General features: G+C 69.3%; 17 protein-coding genes. 16 read left to right on the top strand and 1 reads right to left on the bottom strand.

Going from position 1 to position 17,759, the window contains the following annotated elements; all coding sequences use genetic code 11:
* Window positions 1-236: 236 nt before the first annotated feature.
* From rplK to VYL96_RS12085, 3 genes are all read left to right on the top strand, one after another.
* The gene (gene rplK, locus VYL96_RS12095; RefSeq protein ID WP_061228429.1) at window positions 237-671 is read left to right on the top strand and encodes a 50S ribosomal protein L11; all 435 of its coding nucleotides are present in this window, start codon (window positions 237-239) and stop codon (window positions 669-671) included.
* 90 nt (window positions 672-761) lie between these two features.
* Entirely contained in the window at window positions 762-1,484 is a 723-nt protein-coding gene (gene rplA, locus VYL96_RS12090) for a 50S ribosomal protein L1 (RefSeq protein WP_131886250.1), read from the top strand.
* 73 nt (window positions 1,485-1,557) lie between these two features.
* Entirely contained in the window at window positions 1,558-3,033 is a 1,476-nt protein-coding gene (locus VYL96_RS12085; RefSeq protein ID WP_329437490.1) for an IS1182 family transposase, read from the top strand.
* 296 nt (window positions 3,034-3,329) lie between these two features.
* Here the strand turns inward: VYL96_RS12085 and VYL96_RS12080 are convergent, their stop codons facing one another.
* Window positions 3,330-4,313, bottom strand: coding sequence for a diacylglycerol/lipid kinase family protein (locus VYL96_RS12080; RefSeq protein ID WP_131885321.1), 984 nt, complete (start codon window positions 4,311-4,313; stop codon window positions 3,330-3,332).
* Between the two features lie 339 nt (window positions 4,314-4,652).
* Between VYL96_RS12080 and rplJ the strand changes: the two genes are divergently transcribed.
* From rplJ to VYL96_RS12015, 13 genes are all read left to right on the top strand, one after another.
* Window positions 4,653-5,165: a 50S ribosomal protein L10 gene (gene rplJ / locus VYL96_RS12075; RefSeq protein ID WP_061228426.1), complete on the top strand. Its 513-nt coding sequence runs from the start codon at window positions 4,653-4,655 to the stop codon at window positions 5,163-5,165.
* Window positions 5,166-5,225: 60 nt separating this feature from the next.
* Entirely contained in the window at window positions 5,226-5,612 is a 387-nt protein-coding gene (gene rplL, locus VYL96_RS12070; protein ID WP_061228425.1) for a 50S ribosomal protein L7/L12, read from the top strand.
* Window positions 5,613-5,822: 210 nt separating this feature from the next.
* A complete protein-coding gene (locus VYL96_RS12065; RefSeq protein ID WP_131885320.1) occupies window positions 5,823-6,989 on the top strand; it encodes an ABC transporter ATP-binding protein in 1,167 nt (388 codons plus the stop codon).
* A 25-nt stretch (window positions 6,990-7,014) separates the two neighbouring features.
* Complete coding sequence (locus tag VYL96_RS12060) at window positions 7,015-7,845, top strand: MlaE family ABC transporter permease (RefSeq protein WP_061228423.1); 831 nt, start codon at window positions 7,015-7,017, stop codon at window positions 7,843-7,845.
* Window positions 7,846-7,893: 48 nt separating this feature from the next.
* Window positions 7,894-8,703, top strand: a complete 810-nt coding sequence (locus tag VYL96_RS12055) for an MlaE family ABC transporter permease (RefSeq protein WP_174521533.1) — start codon at window positions 7,894-7,896, stop codon at window positions 8,701-8,703.
* Window positions 8,700-10,136 carry an MCE family protein gene (locus VYL96_RS12050; RefSeq protein ID WP_131885319.1) on the top strand — a complete coding sequence of 479 codons (1,437 nt, stop codon included), beginning with the start codon at window positions 8,700-8,702 and terminating at the stop codon, window positions 10,134-10,136. The genes VYL96_RS12055 and VYL96_RS12050 overlap by 4 nt, the downstream gene beginning before the upstream one ends.
* Window positions 10,133-11,224, top strand: a complete 1,092-nt coding sequence (locus VYL96_RS12045) for an MCE family protein (RefSeq protein WP_131885318.1) — start codon at window positions 10,133-10,135, stop codon at window positions 11,222-11,224. Before VYL96_RS12050 ends, VYL96_RS12045 begins: the two co-directional genes overlap by 4 nt.
* Complete coding sequence (locus VYL96_RS12040; protein ID WP_131885317.1) at window positions 11,221-12,243, top strand: MCE family protein; 1,023 nt, start codon at window positions 11,221-11,223, stop codon at window positions 12,241-12,243. Before VYL96_RS12045 ends, VYL96_RS12040 begins: the two co-directional genes overlap by 4 nt.
* Complete coding sequence (locus VYL96_RS12035) at window positions 12,243-13,472, top strand: MCE family protein (RefSeq protein WP_131885335.1); 1,230 nt, start codon at window positions 12,243-12,245, stop codon at window positions 13,470-13,472. The genes VYL96_RS12040 and VYL96_RS12035 overlap by 1 nt, the downstream gene beginning before the upstream one ends.
* Window positions 13,469-14,722 (top strand): MCE family protein, encoded by a 1,254-nt coding sequence (locus tag VYL96_RS12030; protein ID WP_131885316.1) that lies wholly within the window; start codon window positions 13,469-13,471, stop codon window positions 14,720-14,722. Before VYL96_RS12035 ends, VYL96_RS12030 begins: the two co-directional genes overlap by 4 nt.
* On the top strand, window positions 14,719-15,963 hold the full coding sequence (locus tag VYL96_RS12025; RefSeq protein WP_131885315.1) for an MCE family protein: 1,245 nt from the start codon (window positions 14,719-14,721) through the stop codon (window positions 15,961-15,963). Before VYL96_RS12030 ends, VYL96_RS12025 begins: the two co-directional genes overlap by 4 nt.
* Before the next feature lie 53 nt (window positions 15,964-16,016).
* Window positions 16,017-16,766, top strand: a complete 750-nt coding sequence (locus tag VYL96_RS12020; RefSeq protein WP_236885166.1) for an Rv1363c family protein — start codon at window positions 16,017-16,019, stop codon at window positions 16,764-16,766.
* A 19-nt stretch (window positions 16,767-16,785) separates the two neighbouring features.
* The gene (locus tag VYL96_RS12015) at window positions 16,786-17,460 is read left to right on the top strand and encodes a hypothetical protein (protein WP_131885314.1); all 675 of its coding nucleotides are present in this window, start codon (window positions 16,786-16,788) and stop codon (window positions 17,458-17,460) included.
* The last annotated feature ends 299 nt before the right edge of the window (window positions 17,461-17,759 follow it).

Raw genomic sequence — 17,759 nt, 5'->3', positions numbered from 1 at the left:
CCGCCCCGCGCCCAGCGTGGGGCGGGTTCGTCGTCTCCGCACCGGAGGTGTCCAGGGGAGCGGTCCGCGCCCACGATTAGTCGTTGCGTGCGTGCAACACGTAAACTCTCCTAGGTTGCGCTTGTGTCGCCGCATGCCCGCCTCACGGTGGGACGGCGGGGACGGGGTGCACACGACAGTCGGCCTCCCGCGTGTACAGCGCGGTGCCGAGATCCAGTCGAAGAATCAGGAAGACGATGCCTCCGAAGAAGAAGAAGGTCTCAGGGCTCATCAAGCTCCAGATCCAGGCCGGCGCTGCCAACCCGGCCCCGCCGGTCGGCCCGGCTCTGGGTGCCCATGGTGTCAACATCATGGAGTTCTGCAAGGCCTACAACGCCGCCACCGAGAACCAGCGCGGAAACGTCGTGCCGGTCGAGATCACGGTCTACGAGGACCGGTCGTTCGACTTCAAGCTGAAGACGCCGCCGGCCGCCAAGCTCCTCCTCAAGGCCGCCGGCCTGCAGAAGGGCTCCGGCACGCCGCACTCCGCCAAGGTCGGCAAGGTCACCATGGACCAGGTTCGTGAGATCGCGCAGACCAAGCTGGAGGACCTCAACGCCAACGACATCGACCAGGCCGCGAAGATCGTCGCCGGCACCGCACGTTCCATGGGCATCACGGTCGAGGGCTGACCTCCACCCCCAAGCACTGCGTGGGAGGGCAGCTCAGGCCCGAACCACACCCGACCGCCGCGTGAGTGACGCGGCAGGAATGGATGAGACATGAGCAAGAACAGCAAGGCCTACAAGGCCGCCGCTGAAAAGGTCGACCGCACCAAGCTGTACTCGCCTCTGGAAGCCATGGCCCTGGCCAAGGACACCTCCTCGACGAAGATGGATGCCACCGTCGAGGTCGCCATGCGACTTGGCGTCGACTCCCGCAAGGCGGACCAGATGGTCCGTGGCACCGTGAACCTTCCGCACGGTACCGGTAAGACCGCCCGCGTGATCGTCTTCGCCGCGGGCGAGAAGGCCACCGAGGCCGAGGCCGCCGGCGCCGACGCCGTGGGCTCCGACGACCTCATCGAGCGCATCCAGGGCGGCTGGCTCGACTTCGACGCAGCGATCGCCACCCCGGACCAGATGGCCAAGGTCGGCCGTGTGGCCCGCGTTCTCGGCCCGCGTGGTCTCATGCCCAACCCCAAGACGGGCACCGTCACCATGGACGTGACCAAGGCCGTCAACGACATCAAGGGCGGCAAGATCACCTTCCGCACCGACAAGGCCAACAACCTGCACTTCATCGTGGGCAAGGCATCCTTCACGCCGGAGCAGCTCACGGAGAACTACCAGGCCGCGATCGACGAGATCATGCGCCTCAAGCCGTCCTCCTCCAAGGGCCGCTACCTGCAGAAGATCACCATCTCCACCACGACCGGCCCCGGCATCCCGGTCGACACGCAGGCGATCTCGAAGCTCCTCGAGGCCGGCACCGACTCGGAGTGAGCTAGGAGCGTGGGTCAGTAACACGCCAGTTCAGGTCCGCTGATGGGGCGGGTTCGGCGGGATAATTGTCGTCATGGGCGAGGAAGGGTTGTTCGCCGCCGAGGAGTTCCGCGTCGAGCGGGCTGACCGGCAGGGCGAGGTCGAGCCGGTGGGCGCAGGCAAGACATTTCGGGCGTTCGACCCGGGCCAGGGGTTGTTGCTGCCGCCGTCGCTGGATGACTGGCTTCCGGCCGATCATCTGGCACGGTTCGTGGCGGATTTGGTCGATGAGCACCTGGATTTATCGCGGATCTACGTCTCCTACCAGGAGGGGCGCGGGGCCCCGCCGTACGATCCGCGGTTGATGGTGCGGTTGCTGATCTTCGGCTACACCACGGGGGTGCGCTCCTCCCGCGGGATCGAGAAGGCGTGCACCGACATCGTCGCTTTCCGGTGGTTGGCGGTCGGGGCGGCCCCGGACTACCGCGCGATCGCCAGGTTTCGCAAGAGGCACCTGGCCGCGCTGGGCAGCCTGTTCTTGCAGGCGTTGGCGTTGTGCCAGGCCGCCGGGATGGTCACGCTTGGACAGGTCGCGCTGGATGGGACGAAGCTGCGGGCGAACGCCTCCAAACGCAAGGCCATGTCGTACGCGCGGCTGACGGACAAGGAGAAGGTACTGGCCCAGGAGGTCTCCGATCTGCTGGCCGCCGCCGAGGCCATCGACAAGGCCGAGGACGCCAAGTTCGGCAAGAACCGGCGCGGGGACGAGCTGCCCGATGAGCTGGCCCGCCGAGAGTCTCGCCTGGTCAAGCTGCGCCAGGCCAAAGCTGCTCTGGAAGCCGACGCCGCCGCCGATGCGGCGGAGAAGGCTGAGGCTAAGGCCCGCGGTAAGGGCGAAGACGAAGACACCGTCGCGCAGAAGGCCGCTGAGGCCGCCGAGCGCGCCACGCCCAGGCCGAAGGCCCAGCGCAACTTCACCGACCCGGAGTCGAAGATCATGCTCACCGGGGACGGGTCGTTCGCTCAGTGCTACAACGGCCAGGCCGTGGTCGATGCCGCCCATCAGATCATCGTGGCGGCCGAGGTCAACGACTGTGCCGCCGACGTCGGCAACCTCATCCCCATGACCGAGCAGGCCATCAGCAACACGGGGCAGGCCCCGAAGCAGATGCTCGCCGATGCCGGGTACTGCTCAGCCGCGAACCTCGCCGCCTCCGCCGAGATCACCGGCGAGCAGGGCACCGAGTTCTTCATCGCCACCGGACGACAGCGCAGCGGGGAACCGGCGCCGATCGCCCCCCGGGGACCGATCCCGGCCAGCGCCACGGACAAGCAGCGCATGGCCCGCAAGCTCGCCACGAAGAAAGGCCGAGCGGTCTACGCCCGGCGCAAAGCGATCGTCGAACCGGTCTTCGGACAGATGAGCACCCTGCAGAACGGCAAGCAACTCCTGATTCGCGGTCTGGACGCCGCCCGCGGTGAATGGCTACTGCTCGCTGCCTGCCACAACCTGCGAAAGCTCCACGGTCATATCGGCGCCACCGGGCTCGGCGGCCTCCAGATCGCCTGAACCGGCAGGCCCGGGCGACCTACAGGCTGACCCGCGGACTGAACGCCATCACCGCGGCTTCGCAAACCGAATACCTGGCCGCCAGTGACGCCGGCCCGAGCGCAACGCTCTCACGCACTCCGCCGTACTCTCGGCGCGCTTCGAGCCATTACTGACCCATGCTCCTAGCCAGCTCGGCCGAAGGCCCCGCGACCGGAATCCCCGGCGCGGGGCCTACCGCTTTTCCGGATCCGCGCCGTCCTCGCGCTCCTGATCCGTCGGGACCCCTGATGCGCGTCCGAGGCCCGGCGGTGCGTTCAGTACGCGACGCGGACCGCGAGGCCCCTCCGCTTGATCCGGGCGGAGAACTCGGCGACTGTTCCGCAGTCCTCGCCGTCGATCTGGAACGCGGCCGGCTTCTCGAGGATGCGCGCGATGACACTCACGCCCTGGCGGAAGTCCACCGGGCGGGTCTCGTGACGCTCGGGCTCGTGGGACGAACCGCCGCCGCGGCGCAGCGCGCTGAGGCGGTGGCGGACGGTGTGTTGCGCGAGGACCGCGCCGGCCTTGGCCCACCCGATCGCGCCCTTCGCGCGCAGGGCCATCACGTCCAGCAGGCCGTCGTCGATCACCGCGTCCGGCAGCAGTACCATCCCCGCCTGCAGCATCCCGCAGTTCGCCACGAGCAGGGTCCTCGCGCGGGTCTGGATCCGCGGGCCGTCGTCGAGGGAGTAGTCCACCCTGATCCTGTGGCCGCGCAGCAGGGTGGAGGCGAAGGCGCCCACGTAGGCGAGCCAGCCCACCCGCGCCTTGAGGTCGTCGTCTGTGCCGGCGATCATGTCGGCGTCCATCCCGGCACCGAGCATCACCAGGAAGACGTCGTCGTGGGAGTCGCCCTCGCCGTCCGTGTAGCGGACCTCGCCGATGTCGATGGCGCGGCTGCGTCCGGTCATGGCCACCCGCAGCGCGCGGTCGACGTCGTCCAGGGGGATGTCGAGATTCCGGGCCAGCAGGTTGCCGGTGCCGAGGGGAACCACGCCCATCGGCACCGTGGTGCCGATCAGTCCCTGTGCGACCGAGCGCACGGTGCCGTCGCCGCCGCACGCGATCACCAGCCCGGCGCCCTGCGCCGCCGCCTCGGCGGCCTGACCGGTGCCGGGGTCGTCCTCCGTGGTCTCGAGGAAGACGGGGTCGGTCCACCCGTGCCGGGACGCCCGTGCCGTGGCGCGACGGCGCACCTCGTCGACTCCGACCTTGGTGGGGTTATAGACGACGGCGAGGCGGGAGGAGGCTGGAGACACGGGACCAATCTGTCAGAAAGCCGGACCTGCCGCCATTCGCGGCCGGCCCGGGCGATTTGGTATGCGGCGTCCGCCGCCTATACCCTTGGATCCGAAGTTTGAACGCTCGGAGGTCCAGGCTCCCGGGCGCCTGATCAAGTTTCACCGAAGACCGCAGGTCGCCACTCCCGCCGGGGGTGGTCGAAGGGTCCGGGAGCGCCCGGACGGCCCGCGCAGGAGAACACCGGTCAGCGTAGACGACAGCGCGCCCGCGGGCCCGCCTCCTCCGCGCCCCGTGCCACCTGCGCACGGGGCGTTCGTGTCTCTCCCGGGCGAGATGATGCAGAAAGGAGGCGAAACATGGCAAAGCCCGCAAAGGTCCAGGCCGTCGAGGAGATCAAGCAGCACTTCCAGAACTCCTCCACCGCCGTGGTCACCGAGTACCGCGGACTCTCCGTTCCCCAGGTGACCGAGCTGCGCAAGACGCTGGGTGACGCGGCCACGTACACCGTGGCCAAGAACACCCTGGTCAAGCGTGCGGCCGAGGAAGCCGGAGTCGAGGGTCTCGACGACCTCCTGTCCGGCCCCACCGCCATCGCGTTCGTCACCGGTGAGGTCGTGGACGCCGCCAAGGCGCTCAAGAACTTCGCCAAGGACAACAAGGCGCTCGTCATCAAGGGCGGCGTCATGGACGGCGCCCCGCTGTCCGCCGACGAGCTCGACAAGATCGCCGAGCTCGAGTCCCGCGAGGTCCTGCTCGCGAAGATGGCCGGTGCCCTCAAGGGCAACCAGGCCAAGGCCGCCGGCCTGTTCAACGCGCCCGCCTCGCAGCTGGCACGTCTGTTCGCGGCGCTCCAGGACAAGAAGAACTGATACACCCCACCTGCTTCCGGGCCGTCTGACGGCACCGGGACCAACAGAAAGGACGCCACCATGGCGAAGCTCAGCAACGACGAGCTGCTCGAGGCCTTCAAGGAGATGACTCTTCTCGAGCTCTCCGAGTTCGTGAAGCTGTTCGAGGACACCTTCGAGGTCACCGCGGCCGCTCCGGTCGCCGTCGCCGCCGCCGGCGCCCCGGCTGCCGGTGGCGAGGCCGCCGCCGAGCAGGACGAGTTCGACGTCGTCCTGGAGTCGGCCGGCGACAAGAAGATCGGCGTGATCAAGGTCGTGCGCGAGATCGTGTCGGGCCTGGGCCTCAAGGAGGCCAAGGACCTCGTCGAGTCCGCCCCCAAGGCGATCATCGAGAAGGCCGACAAGGAGGCCGCCGAGGCCGCCAAGACCAAGCTCGAAGAGGCCGGTGCCACCGTCACCCTCAAGTGACCTGACGCACCACCGTCCACAGGGGCGGCCCGGCGACATCGCCGGGCCGCCCCTGCGGCGTCTGTACGACCGGCACATCCCCACGCCCGCGAGCACTCTCGACGATCCGAGCGGAACACTTTTCCGGGTCATGTAACAAAGCACGCCTACGGAGCGGTAGTTTACAGTGACCGTGGCCACAGATGATGGCTGCAGTGAGGAGTGGTTGACGTGGGTGTCGAGGTTTCCGTCGAGGGTCTGACCAAGTCCTTCGGTTCGCAGAAGATCTGGGAGGACGTCACGTTCACCCTCCCCGAGGGTGAGGTCAGTGCGCTCCTCGGCCCGTCGGGCACCGGTAAGTCCGTCTTCCTCAAGTCGCTCATCGGCCTGCTGCGGCCCGAGCGCGGCAAGATCATCATCGACGGCACGGACATCCTGCAGTGCACCGCCAAGGAGCTCTACGAGATCCGCAAGCTGTTCGGCGTCCTCTTCCAGGACGGCGCGCTGTTCGGCTCCATGGACCTCTACGACAACGTGGCGTTCCCCTTGCGCGAGCACACCCGTAAGTCCGAGTCCGAGATCCGCGACATCGTCATGGAGAAGCTGGAGCTCACCGGTCTGACCGGTGCCGAGGGCAAGCTGCCGGGCGAGATCTCGGGCGGTATGCGGAAGCGGGCCGGCCTTGCCCGCGCGCTGGTGCTCGACCCGGAGATCATCCTCGTCGACGAGCCCGACTCGGGCCTGGACCCGGTCCGCACGACCTACCTCGCGCAGCTGTTGATCGACATCAACGCGCAGATCGACGCCACGATCCTCATCGTGACGCACAACATCAACCTCGCGCGCACGGTCCCCGACAACCTGGGCATGCTCTACCGCAAGAACCTCGTGATGTTCGGCCCGCGCGAGGTGCTGCTCACCAGCGAGGAGCCGTCGGTCCGCCAGTTCCTGCGCGGGTCGAAGCTCGGGCCCATCGGCATGTCCGAGGAGAAGGACGACGCGCAGATGCGCCAGGAGCAGGCCCACGCGGAGGCCGGTCACAACGACGGCTCCCCGGGCGAGGACGAGGTCAAGGGCGTCCCGCCGCAGATGCAGCCGACCCCCGGTAGCCCGCAGCGTCAGGGCGAGCTTCGCCGCGAGAAGCGGGTCGCCGAGATGCTCGACACGCTGCCGCCCGAGGCCCAGGAGGCCATCCGGGCGGAGTGGGCCGCCCGTGGGCACGGCAACGGACGCTCGACCGCCCCCGCCCACGCCCAGGAGTCCGCGCCCGCGGAGTCGGCCCACGCCGCCTCCGCGACCACCGCCGCGGAGCCCGCCACGACCCCCGCACACGCCGCCACGCCGGGAGGCGCGAGCCCCTCGGGGCTCGACGACCACTACGGTTCTGATCAGAACTGAGGCGGGAGAGGCCGGGGGAGAATAGATGGCGGAGGGCACGACCCAGCAGCCAGAGAGAAGGACCGGGGTGTCGCCGTCGGACGTCGGCGGCGGCGTCCGCACCGCGTTCGGCGAGGCCGGCAAGGTGTTCCGGCTCTTCCTCGAGGTGCTGCGGGGCATTTTCAGGCGACCGTTCCAGTTCCGTGAGTTCATCGGGCAGTCCTGGTTCATCGCGTCGGTGACGATCCTGCCGTCGGCGCTCGTGGCGATCCCGTTCGGCGCGGTCGTCGCGATGCAGACGGGCTCGCTGGTCCAGCAGCTCGGGGCCGAGGCCTACACCGGGGCCACTGGCGTCCTCGCCGTCGTGCAGCAGGGGGCGCCGCTGGTGACCTCACTGCTCATCGCCGGTGCGGCGGGGTCCGCGGTCGCCGCCGACCTCGGCGCCCGCACCATCCGCGAGGAACTCGACGCGATGCGGGTGCTGGGGATCGACCCGGTCCAGCGGCTCGTGGTCCCTCGCGTGCTGGGCATGATGCTGATCGCCGTCCTGCTCAACGGACTCGTCTCGATCGTCGGCATCGCCGGCGGCTACGTGTTCAACATCCTGCTGCAGGGCGGCACGCCCGGCGCGTACCTCATGTCGTTCGGAGCGCTCGCCCAGCTGCCCGACTTCATCATGTCGTCGCTCAAGGCCCTCGTCTTCGGGCTCATCGCCGGAGTCGTCTCGTCATACTGCGGTATGAATCCCAAGGGCGGTCCCAAGGGGGTCGGCGACGCCGTCAACCTGGGCGTGGTCCTGACCTTCCTCCTGCTGTTCTTCGCCAACCTCATCCTCACGGCGATGTACCTGCAGATCGTCCCGCCGAAGGGGTCGTAGATGGCGATCCACACCGACGTCGGTCCCACCCGGGCCCGGATCCGGGCCATGATCCGTGGTCCCATAGCCTCGTTCGACTCGCTCGGCGACCAGCTCGCCTTCCACCTGCGCGCGATCCGGTGGATCCCGCAGACGATCGTCCACTACCGCAAAGAGGTCCTGAGGCTCATCGCCGAGGTGACCTTCGGCGTGGGCGTGCTCGCCGTCCTCGGCGGGACCATCGGCGTGATCGTCATGATGAGCGGTTTCACCGGCGTGGTCGTGGGGCTGCAGGGCTACGCCGCCCTGGACCAGATCGGCAGCTCGGTGCTCACCGGCTTCCTGTCGGCCTACGTCAACACCCGTGAGGTCGCACCGCTGGTGGCCTCACTCGCGCTGTCCGCCACCGTGGGATGCGGGTTCACCGCCCAGCTCGGCGCCATGCGCATCTCGGAGGAGATCGACGCCCTCGAGGTGATGGCGATACCCAGCGTGCCGTACCTGGTGACCACCCGGATCATCGCCGGGTTCATCGCGGTCATCCCGCTCTACGTGGTCGGTCTGCTGTCGTCCTACCTCGCCACCCGGGGCGTCAACACGATGGTCCAGGGGCAGTCGACGGGCTCCTTCGACCACTACTTCCATCTCTTCCTGCCACCCGAGGACGTGATCTACTCCTTCGTCAAGGTGATCATCTTCGCGTTCGTCCTCGTGATGATCCACTGCTACTACGGGTTCACCGCCACCGGCGGGCCCGCCGGCGTGGGCGTCGCGGTCGGCCGAGCGGTGCGCACCACGATCGTCGTGGTGGCCATCCTCAACTTCTTCGTCGGACTCGCCCTGTGGGGCACGACCACGACGGTGCGGGTGGCCGGATGAACGAGACGTCATCGACACGCAAGCGACTCCTGGCGACCCTGTTCGTCATCATCGCCGTGGCGTTCGTCGCGACCACGATCGCGATCTACAACCGCGCGTTCACCGCGTCCGACAGCGTCACCATGGTCACCGACGACATGGCCTACTCGCTGCCCGTGGACGCCGACGTCAAGGCCCGCGGAGTCCTCGTCGGACGGGTCTCCGGGGTCGAACCCGACGGCGACCTGGTGCGCGTGAACATGGAGTTCGATCCGGACTTCATGGGTCAGCTCCCGGCCAACATCAGCGGCAGGCTCCTGCCCAAGACGCTGTTCGGCGAGCGCTACGTGGACCTCGGCTTCCCCGACCAACCGACGGGCGCGCTCGAACCCGGCGACACCATCGAGCAGGACACCCGGGGCAACGCGGTCGAGCTCGGCCGGGTCCTCGACGGGTTGCTGCCCGTGCTCGAGGCCGTTCCCCCGCAGAAGCTCGCGGGCACCCTCGGTGCGCTCAACCAGGCGCTTGCCGGCCGCGGCGACGAGATCGGGGCGAGCCTGGTGGAGATCGGCCAGGTCTTCGAGGGCATCACCGAGGAGATGCCCGCCCTGGAGTCCGGACTGCAGGACCTCGCGACCTTCTCCCAGACGTACTCCGAGGCGCTGCCGGATCTCATCCACGCCCTCGACGCCCTGCGGACCACCGGCGACACGGTCATCCAGCGGCGCACCGACATCGCGGACGGACTGCAGCGCATCAGCACCTCCGCCGACGTGCTCACCGGGTTCCTGGCGAACAACCGCACCGACCTCATCGCCCTGGCGGCCGACTCGCGGACCTCGCTGGAGTACCTCGCCGAATACTCGCCGGCCCTGCCGTGCACCGTGGAGAACTTCATGGTCGCCCTGGACCGTTCCGATGCGATCCTCGGTGTGGGGGACCCGCACCCGGGCATCCGGGTGACCATCGAGGTGGTGAACCCGAAGGGGCGGTACGTGCCCAATCAGGACGAGCCGCGGTTCTTCGACACGCGAGGCCCGCGCTGCTACGAACCGGCCCAGGAGCCCGACATCTTCCCCATGGCCCCCGGCGGGGCGATCGCCGACGGCTCCTTCCAGCCGCCGTCGCGTAACCCCGGCCCGCAGAGCATGCCGACGTTGCCCAACCCGCTCGACCTCGACGGTCCGGTCCCGTCGCTCCGGACCAGGGGCTCCGTCCCCGCGGCGCCCGGACGCGCGGTGCCCGAGCAGCCGAACCGGCCGTTCCCGTCGACCGTGACCGCCGGACGGGACGCGGACGTCATGGCCATGGCCTACGCCGGGTCCCCGCTGGAGACCGACACCGTCCGGACGGTCTACGGCGTCGCCTCCGCCCGTGACGCCGCCGAGATCCCGGGCTGGGTCGGTGCCCTCGGCGCCCCGGCGCTGCGCGGGACGGAGGTGGCGTTCGAGTGAAGACCAAACTCAGAGCGCTGTTCCGCGGGGGCCTGCTGTCCTCGTTCGTCAAGCTCGTCATCTTCATCGTGGTCACCGGACTGCTGTCGACGATCCTCGCCACGACCATCCGCGGCGGTACGCGCGAGGACGGCACCGAGTACTCGGCGATCTTCTCCGACGCGACCATGGTCGAGGAGGGCGACGACGTCCGGATCGCGGGCGTGGTGGTGGGTCACGTGACCGGCTTCGAGATCCACGAGCGCGACCAGGCCAAGGTGTACTTCACCCTCGCCGGTGACCGCACCCTGCCGGCGAACGTGCACCTCACCCTCCGGTTCCGCAACATGATCGGCCAGCGGTACATGAACATCTCGCGCGAACCGGGGCCGGTTCAGCCGACGCTTCCCGAGGGCACCACCATCCCCATCGAGAAGACCTCGCCCGCCGTCGACCTCACCGCCCTGTTCAACGGCTTCCGGCCGCTGTTCACCACCCTGCAGCCCGAGGACGTCAACGCCCTCGCCGACTCGCTGGTGCGCGTCCTGCAGGGCGAGGGCGGCACGGTGACGAACCTCGTCCGTCAGACCGGCCAGCTCACCAACCACCTGGCCGACCGCGATCAGGTGATCGGAGAGGTCATCGACAACCTCACCAGGGTCCTGGAGACGATCAACGAGCGCGACGTCCAGTTCCAGCAGCTCGTGGTGACCACCAGGCAGCTCGTCGAGGGACTGGCCGCCGAGCGGGACGCGATCGGCGGTTCGCTCGAGTCGATGGCCGATCTGACGTCCTCGGCCGAGAACGTCGTCACCGCGACGAGGCCGGCCGTCACCGAGTCGCTCGACCATCTCAAGCTGGTCACCGACGACCTCGCCGACAACGAGGACAAGCTCAGCGAGGTCCTCACGAACATGCCGCTCAATACCGACAACCTCATCCGGATGGGTTCGTTCGGTTCCTGGTTCCAGTTCTATCTGTGCGGCGCCGACCTCGTGCACGGCCCGGGAAACAACGTGCCGAACCTACTGCCCAGCGGAGGACCCACCCTCAACCACGTCCTGTACACCAACGTCGCACCGCGATGCCATGAAGGAGGGATCCCGTGAGCAGGCGCACGCCGGGCGAGCCCCGGTTCGGAAACGCCACCATCGGGGCGATCGGCGTGATCACGATCCTCGTGCTCACGCTCGGCTCCTTCCGACTGGACGCCCTGCCCATCGTCGGGGCGGGGCCCAAGTACGAGGCCTACTTCTCCGAGGCGGCGGGTCTCACCGGCGGCAACGAGGTCCGCGTCGCCGGCATTAAGGTGGGCGTGGTCACCGACGTCGAGCTCGAGGGCGACAAGGTGCTCGTGGGCTTCCGGGCGAAGGACGCGTGGCTCGGCGACGACACCCGGGCGAGCATCCAGGTCAAGACCGTCCTGGGGCAGAAGTTCCTCGCGCTCGACCCCGCGGGAACTGGCGAGCTGGACCGGTCCGAACCGATCCCGCTCGAGCGGACGGTGGCCCCGTACGACGTCGTCACGGCGTTCTCCTCCGCGGCCGAGACGCTCGACGAGATCGACGACGTGAAGCTGGCGGAGAGCCTGGACACCCTCACCGACGCGATGCAGGCCTCACCCGAGGAGTTCCGCGGCGCGGTCGACGGCGTCGCGCGGCTGTCCCAGACCATCTCGAGCCGGGATGCCGAACTGCGCCAGCTGCTCGAGGCGACGCGGACGAGCTCGCGGATCCTCGCCGAGCGCAACGACGACTTCCGCCGGCTCATCATCGGCACCGGTCAGCTGCTCGGCGAGCTCAACGAGCGCGCGGAGACCCTCAAGCTGGTCCTGGCGTCGACCCGGGGCCTGTCGAGCGAGCTGCGGCTGTTCGTGGCGGACAACGAGGCGAAGTTCGGCCCGACCCTCGACAGCCTCGACTCCGCGCTGGAGATCCTCACCGACCACGAGGAGGACCTCAAGAAGTCCATCCACAACCTCGCGCCCTTCTACCGGCTGTACGCCAACATGCTGGGCACCGGTCGGTGGTTCGACTCCGTGGTCACCAACCTCATCCCGCCGGGAGCGCCGGAGCCGCCCTTCTACCCGGGCGCCCGGACGCCGGCCCGACAGAGTGGGATCAAGTGATGCACAAGAAGCTGCCGTACTGGCTGGTGGCGCTGCTCCTCGTCGTCGTCGTCGCGGTCGTCGCCGTCACCTACCTCGCGGTGACCCGTCTCGGGCGCACCACCATCACCGCGACGTTCCCGTCCGCGGTGGGCGTCTCCGAGGGCACCGACGTCCGGATCCTCGGCGTGACCGTCGGATCGGTCGAGGAGGTGACCCCCATGGGTGACACCGTCGAGGTGCGACTCCACGTGCGCCGCGGTATCGACATCCCCGCCGACGCCAAGGCCGTCCAGGTCACCCCCTCGGTGATCCCGGACCGCAACATCCAGATCGTGCCCGCGTACTCGGGCGGCCCGACGATGGAATCGGGCGCGCACATCCCGATCGAACGGACGGCGACGCCCGTCGAGGTCGACAAGCTGTACGCGTCGGTCAAGGACCTCACCGAGGCCCTCGGCCCCGACGGTGCGAACCGCGACGGTGCCCTCGACCGCTTCGTCGCCACCTCCGCCGACACCCTCGCCGACAACGGCGCCGCCCTGGGGCGCTCGATCGACGAACTGTCCCGCGCCGCGACCACGCTGGCCGACTCGAGCCAGGACATCAGCGAGACCGTGGTCAACCTGCAGTCCTTCGTCACCATGCTGGCGGAGAACGACGCGCAGGTGCGCGAGTTCAACTCCCAGATGGCCTCCTTCAACCAGACGGTGGCCGGGCAGCGCGAGGATCTCCAGGGTGCGCTGGGCGAACTGAGCTACGCGTTGGCCGACGTCGCGCGGCTCGTGCGGGACAACCAGGACGTGATCCGCAGCAACGCCGACCGCCTGGTGACGATCAGCCAGATCACCGCCGACCAGCGGGACGACCTCGAGGAGATCCTCAAGACCGCGCCCCTGGCGCTGGCCAACCTCATCAACGCCTACGACGCGGAGTCCGGCACCCTGTCGATGCGGCCGAACATCCCCGAGAAGCAGAATCCGGCCGGGATCCTGTGCCAGATCATGAAGCTGGGCCGGCTCAACCCCGGCAACGAACTGTTCCAGGAGCTGGACAACCTCCGTCGCGCCGACATCCAGGCGTGTGAGGCGCTCGCACCCCAGCGCAACCAGGAACTGCGCACGTCCAACCCCGACCTGCCGCTGGGCATCCTCGCCGGCGAGATGAAGCAGTCCATCCCGGTGCCGGGAACGGTCGAGGGCAACCGCGGGTGGCCCATGACGCCCGCCTCGGAAGGAGGACGGGGATGAGGCGACACCTCACCTCGGCGGCCCGAGCGGGCCGCGCGCTGGGCGCGGCCGCCCTCGTCGCGGCCGTGGCCGCCGGCTGTTCCATGAACCTCGAGGACTACACGCTGCCCGGCGGCGCCGACGTCGGTGAGGACCCCATGGAGGTCTCCATCAGGTTCGACGACGTGCTCGATCTGGTGCTGCAGTCCACCGTCAAGGTCAACGGACTCGACGCCGGGCGCGTCACCGGGATCTCGCTGGCCGAGGACGGCTGGACGGCCCAGGTCGACATCGTCCTGCGGGACGACCTGGAGCTGCCCGCCAACACGGAGGCGTCCATCCAGCAGACCAACCTCCTGGGCGAGAAGTTCGTCCAGCTCACCCCGCCGGAGGACGAGCCGCCCACCGGTCAGCTCGCGGACGGGGACGTCATCTCCACGTCCAACACCCGGACCGCCACCGACATCGAGCAGGTCCTCGGCGCCCTGTCGCTGCTGCTCAACGGCGGCGGGGTCGACCAGCTGCAGCCGATCGTCGCCGAGCTGCGCAAGGCCACCGACGGCCGCGAGGACGGACTCACCGAGACGCTCCGGTCCGCCGACGAGCTCATCTCCGGGCTCAACCGGCAGCGCGACAGCATCACCGCCGCGCTCGAGGGCGTCAACCTCATGACCGCCCGGGCCAACGACCAGCGCGAACAGATCCAGGCCGCGCTCGACGAGCTCCCCGCCGGCGTCGCGGTCCTCGAGGAGCAGCGGCCGCAGCTGGTGGAGATGCTGCGCCGCATCGACGCCCTCGGCCAGGTCGGGTCCGACATCCTGCTCACCAGCCGCGAGGACCTCATCGCCGACCTGCGCGCCCTCCGGCCCGTGCTGCAGTACCTCGGCGAGTCCACGCCGGACCTCATCGAGCTCACCGGCTTCGTGCCCACGTTCCCGTTCCCCGACTCGTCGATCCGCTCGACCATCGGTGGCTCGGCCAACGTGTTCCTGTCGATCGACGCGACGATCTCCGAGACACTCCGCAACCTCGGGGCGAACCAGGGCGACCCGGTTCCGCTGCGTCCGACCACCACCCGCGGGCCGTACAACGTCGACCCCGGCAACCCGTGGGAGGGCGACAACGGCCCGGACCGGAGGACCACCATCGTGCTGCCGTTGTTGCCGGTACCGCCCGTCATGGACCGGGCCGTCGAGCCCAGGCCCGCGCCGGGGACCTCGGAGTTCTCCGAGAACTACCTGCCCGAACCAGGGGAGCCCGGATTCCGATGAGCAAGACACTGAGAACCCAGCTCATCGCCTTCTGCGTGATCGCAGCGGTGGGCATCGCCTACGTCGGCGCCAACTACGTCCGACTGCCGTCCCTGCTGGGGATCGGGCAGTACAAGGTCTACCTCGACCTGCCGGACACCGGCGGCGTGTTCACCAACGCGGCCGTCAACTACCGCGGGACCGCCGTCGGGCGCGTGGGAGAGCTGACTCTTACAGACGACGGGGTGCGCGTCGAACTCGACCTCGACTCCAGCGCCCCGGGGATCCCCGCCGACACGGTGGCCGTGGTCGCCAACCGCTCGGCGATCGGCGAGCAGTACGTGGACCTCAGGCCCAACAGCTACACCGAGCCGCACCTACAGGACGGCGACGTCATCTCGGCCGGGAGCGAGGCGCTGCCCGTGCGGGTCGAGGACCTCCTGGCCTCGGTCGACGACCTGTCCCGCTCGGTCCCGCTGGACGACCTCGAGGTGATGGTCGACGAACTCGGCGACGCCTTCGAGGGCCGCGGGCCACAGCTCCAGCGGCTGTCGGACTCGCTCATCCGCCTCTCCGAGGAGGGGATCCGCACGATGCCGCAGCTGCAGGCGCTCATCCGGGACGGGGCGACGGTGCTCGACACCCAGGCCGATCAGTCCGGGGAGATCATCTCCTTCTCGCGTGACCTGCGCACCGTGACCGAGGCCCTGCGGGACTCCGATTCGGACCTCGAGCGGCTCATCACCACCGCCCCCGAGTTCGCCGACGAGACGCGCGCACTGATCGACAACTCGGGCGAGCCACTCACCCGGGCGGTGGGCAACCTGTCCACGACCATGAAGACCGTCGACCCGCTGGCGCCGTCGTTCGTGGTGCTGCTGCAGTTGCTGCCCGCACTGTCCGCGGGCGGTCTGTCCGTGGCACCGGGCGACGGGACCATCCACTTCGGTCTGGTGCTGGAAATGGACAACCCCACACCCTGTACGCAGGGCTACGAAGGGACCTACGAGATCATCGAGCAACTCAAGGCGCAGGACCCGTCCTTCGACCCGCAGGAGCAGAACTTCCCGCCCAACTACGAGGCGCGCTGCACGGTGCCGTTCGGCAGCCCCACTGCTGTCCGCGGGGCCGACCGGGTGGAGTACGCACACCCCGATGTCCCGCAGCCCTGGGACAGTAAGCCGAAGATCGACCCGGACCGCCTCAACCTGTCCGTGGCCGCAGAGCAGCTCGCCGTCCTCCAGGGGCTGATCCCACGGTGACGGGGCGACCGGGCGATCACCCGTCAGGACGCCCGTCCGGTACCGTCGCCGCCATGAGTTCGCAGGAGACGAACGAGGACCCCACGCCCGCCGCGGCCGACCGCACGAGGGCCGGCGTCCCCGTCTGGATGGCCGTCGTGGCCGTCCTCGTGTTGGTGGCCGGGCTCGCGGTCCTCGGAGTCGGGGGGACGCGATACCTCCAGGCGCGGTCCGCGCACCAGGTGGCGCAGGAGCGCGAGGAGGTCGCCGAGACGGCCGCGCAGGTGATCATCAACGCGTTCAGCTTCGACCACCGCGACGTGGACCGGTCGCTCGAGCAACTCGCCGCCGCCTCGACGGGCGATTTCCTCGCCGAGCAGGAGCAGTGGGCGCAGGACGTGCGCACGCGCGTGGTGGAGCAGAAGGCGGTCACCACGGCCACCGTCTCCCACACCGCGGTCGCGACCCTCGACCGGGACGCCGGCGACGCCGCCGTGCTGGTCGTGTTCACCGCGCACTCCGAGCGCGAGGGCCAGGACGACATCACGGGCCGGCAGGCCATGCGCGTCGACCTCACCCGTGTGGACGGGCAGTGGAAGGCCGACGCGGTCAACCAGGTCGGCGTGACCGTCCCCGTCGGTCAGTCCAGCGCCTCGGTGCAGGACCTGGCGGTGCCCGAGGAGGGCGCCGGCGAGCAGGGAACCGACGGGCAGGGAGACGGCGAGCAGCCGGCCGACGAGGACGCGGGCGCGGCGAGGGAGACCGACGACGCGCCGGAGGCGGGGGAGACCACTCCGGCGCCGACGACCACCGCCGGCCGATGACGAAGGGCGGGAAGAACTGATGCCACCCATCAAGAGAACCCAGAAGCAGGCCACCCCGCAGGCCCGGCGACGCCTCGCCGGCCACTCCGGGCCGGTCCGGCCCGCGACCACCGCCGGGACCGCGGACCCGGCCACGGAGGACTCGCAGGACGCGGCGACGGGCGGCGACACGGGGGAGCGCACGCCTCGTCGTCGTCGTCCCTCCGGGGTCGTCCTCGCGTCCGCCGCCGTGGCGGTCGGCCTGGTCGCCGGCGCCACGGGGGCGTTCCTGGCGACCGAACCCGGCGTCTCGGTCGAGAACCGCGCGTTCGTGGACCAGCAGGCCACCGACGAGGTCCTCGCCGCCGCGACGACCAACGTGCAGCGGCTGGTGGCGATCGACCACGAGAAACTCGACGAGTACCACGCGTCGCTCGGCGAGTTCCTCACCCCGGGGCTCGTGGAGGAACTCGAGCGGAACTGGCCCGCGCTGAGGGACAGCTACGAGCAGACCGCGACCACCGTCGACGCGCTCGTCCGTGAGGCGGGCCTGTCCTACCTGCATGGTGACAAGGCCGAGGTCCTGCTGGTCCAGGACGTGTCCATGAGTCGCGACGGCGCGGCCGCGGGCAGCACCAGCGGCACGTACCTCGTCGGTCTCGACAAGGTCGACGGCGTGTGGAAGCTGTCCAGGATCCCCGACCTCCCCTCCTGACGGCGCCTGCGCGAGCACCGATCCGAGACCCGACCGAGTCTGATCCTTGACGAACGGGCTTTCACCCGTCACCCTTTAGGAGCGTCGGGCGTGATCCACACCGCCCGGGCGCGACGTCCCGACCGGGGGCCGATGAGGCGAGAGCCACGAGGGCAACCAGCGCAGAGACGGACGACGCGCCGTGTATATGAGCAGCCTCCGGGGCTTTCCCGTCGAAGGCTGGACTTCGTCGCCGCCTTCCGCTAGATTAGGTCGTTGCGCTGGCTGCTATTTGCCCACTCGTCCGTCCGTGACGGCTC

It is taken from the genome of Dietzia maris (assembly GCF_036287335.1).
Classification (GTDB): domain Bacteria; phylum Actinomycetota; class Actinomycetes; order Mycobacteriales; family Mycobacteriaceae; genus Dietzia; species Dietzia cinnamea.
The sequence above is the reverse complement of the archived record's forward strand: the minus strand, read 5'-3'. Positions and strand labels throughout refer to the sequence as shown.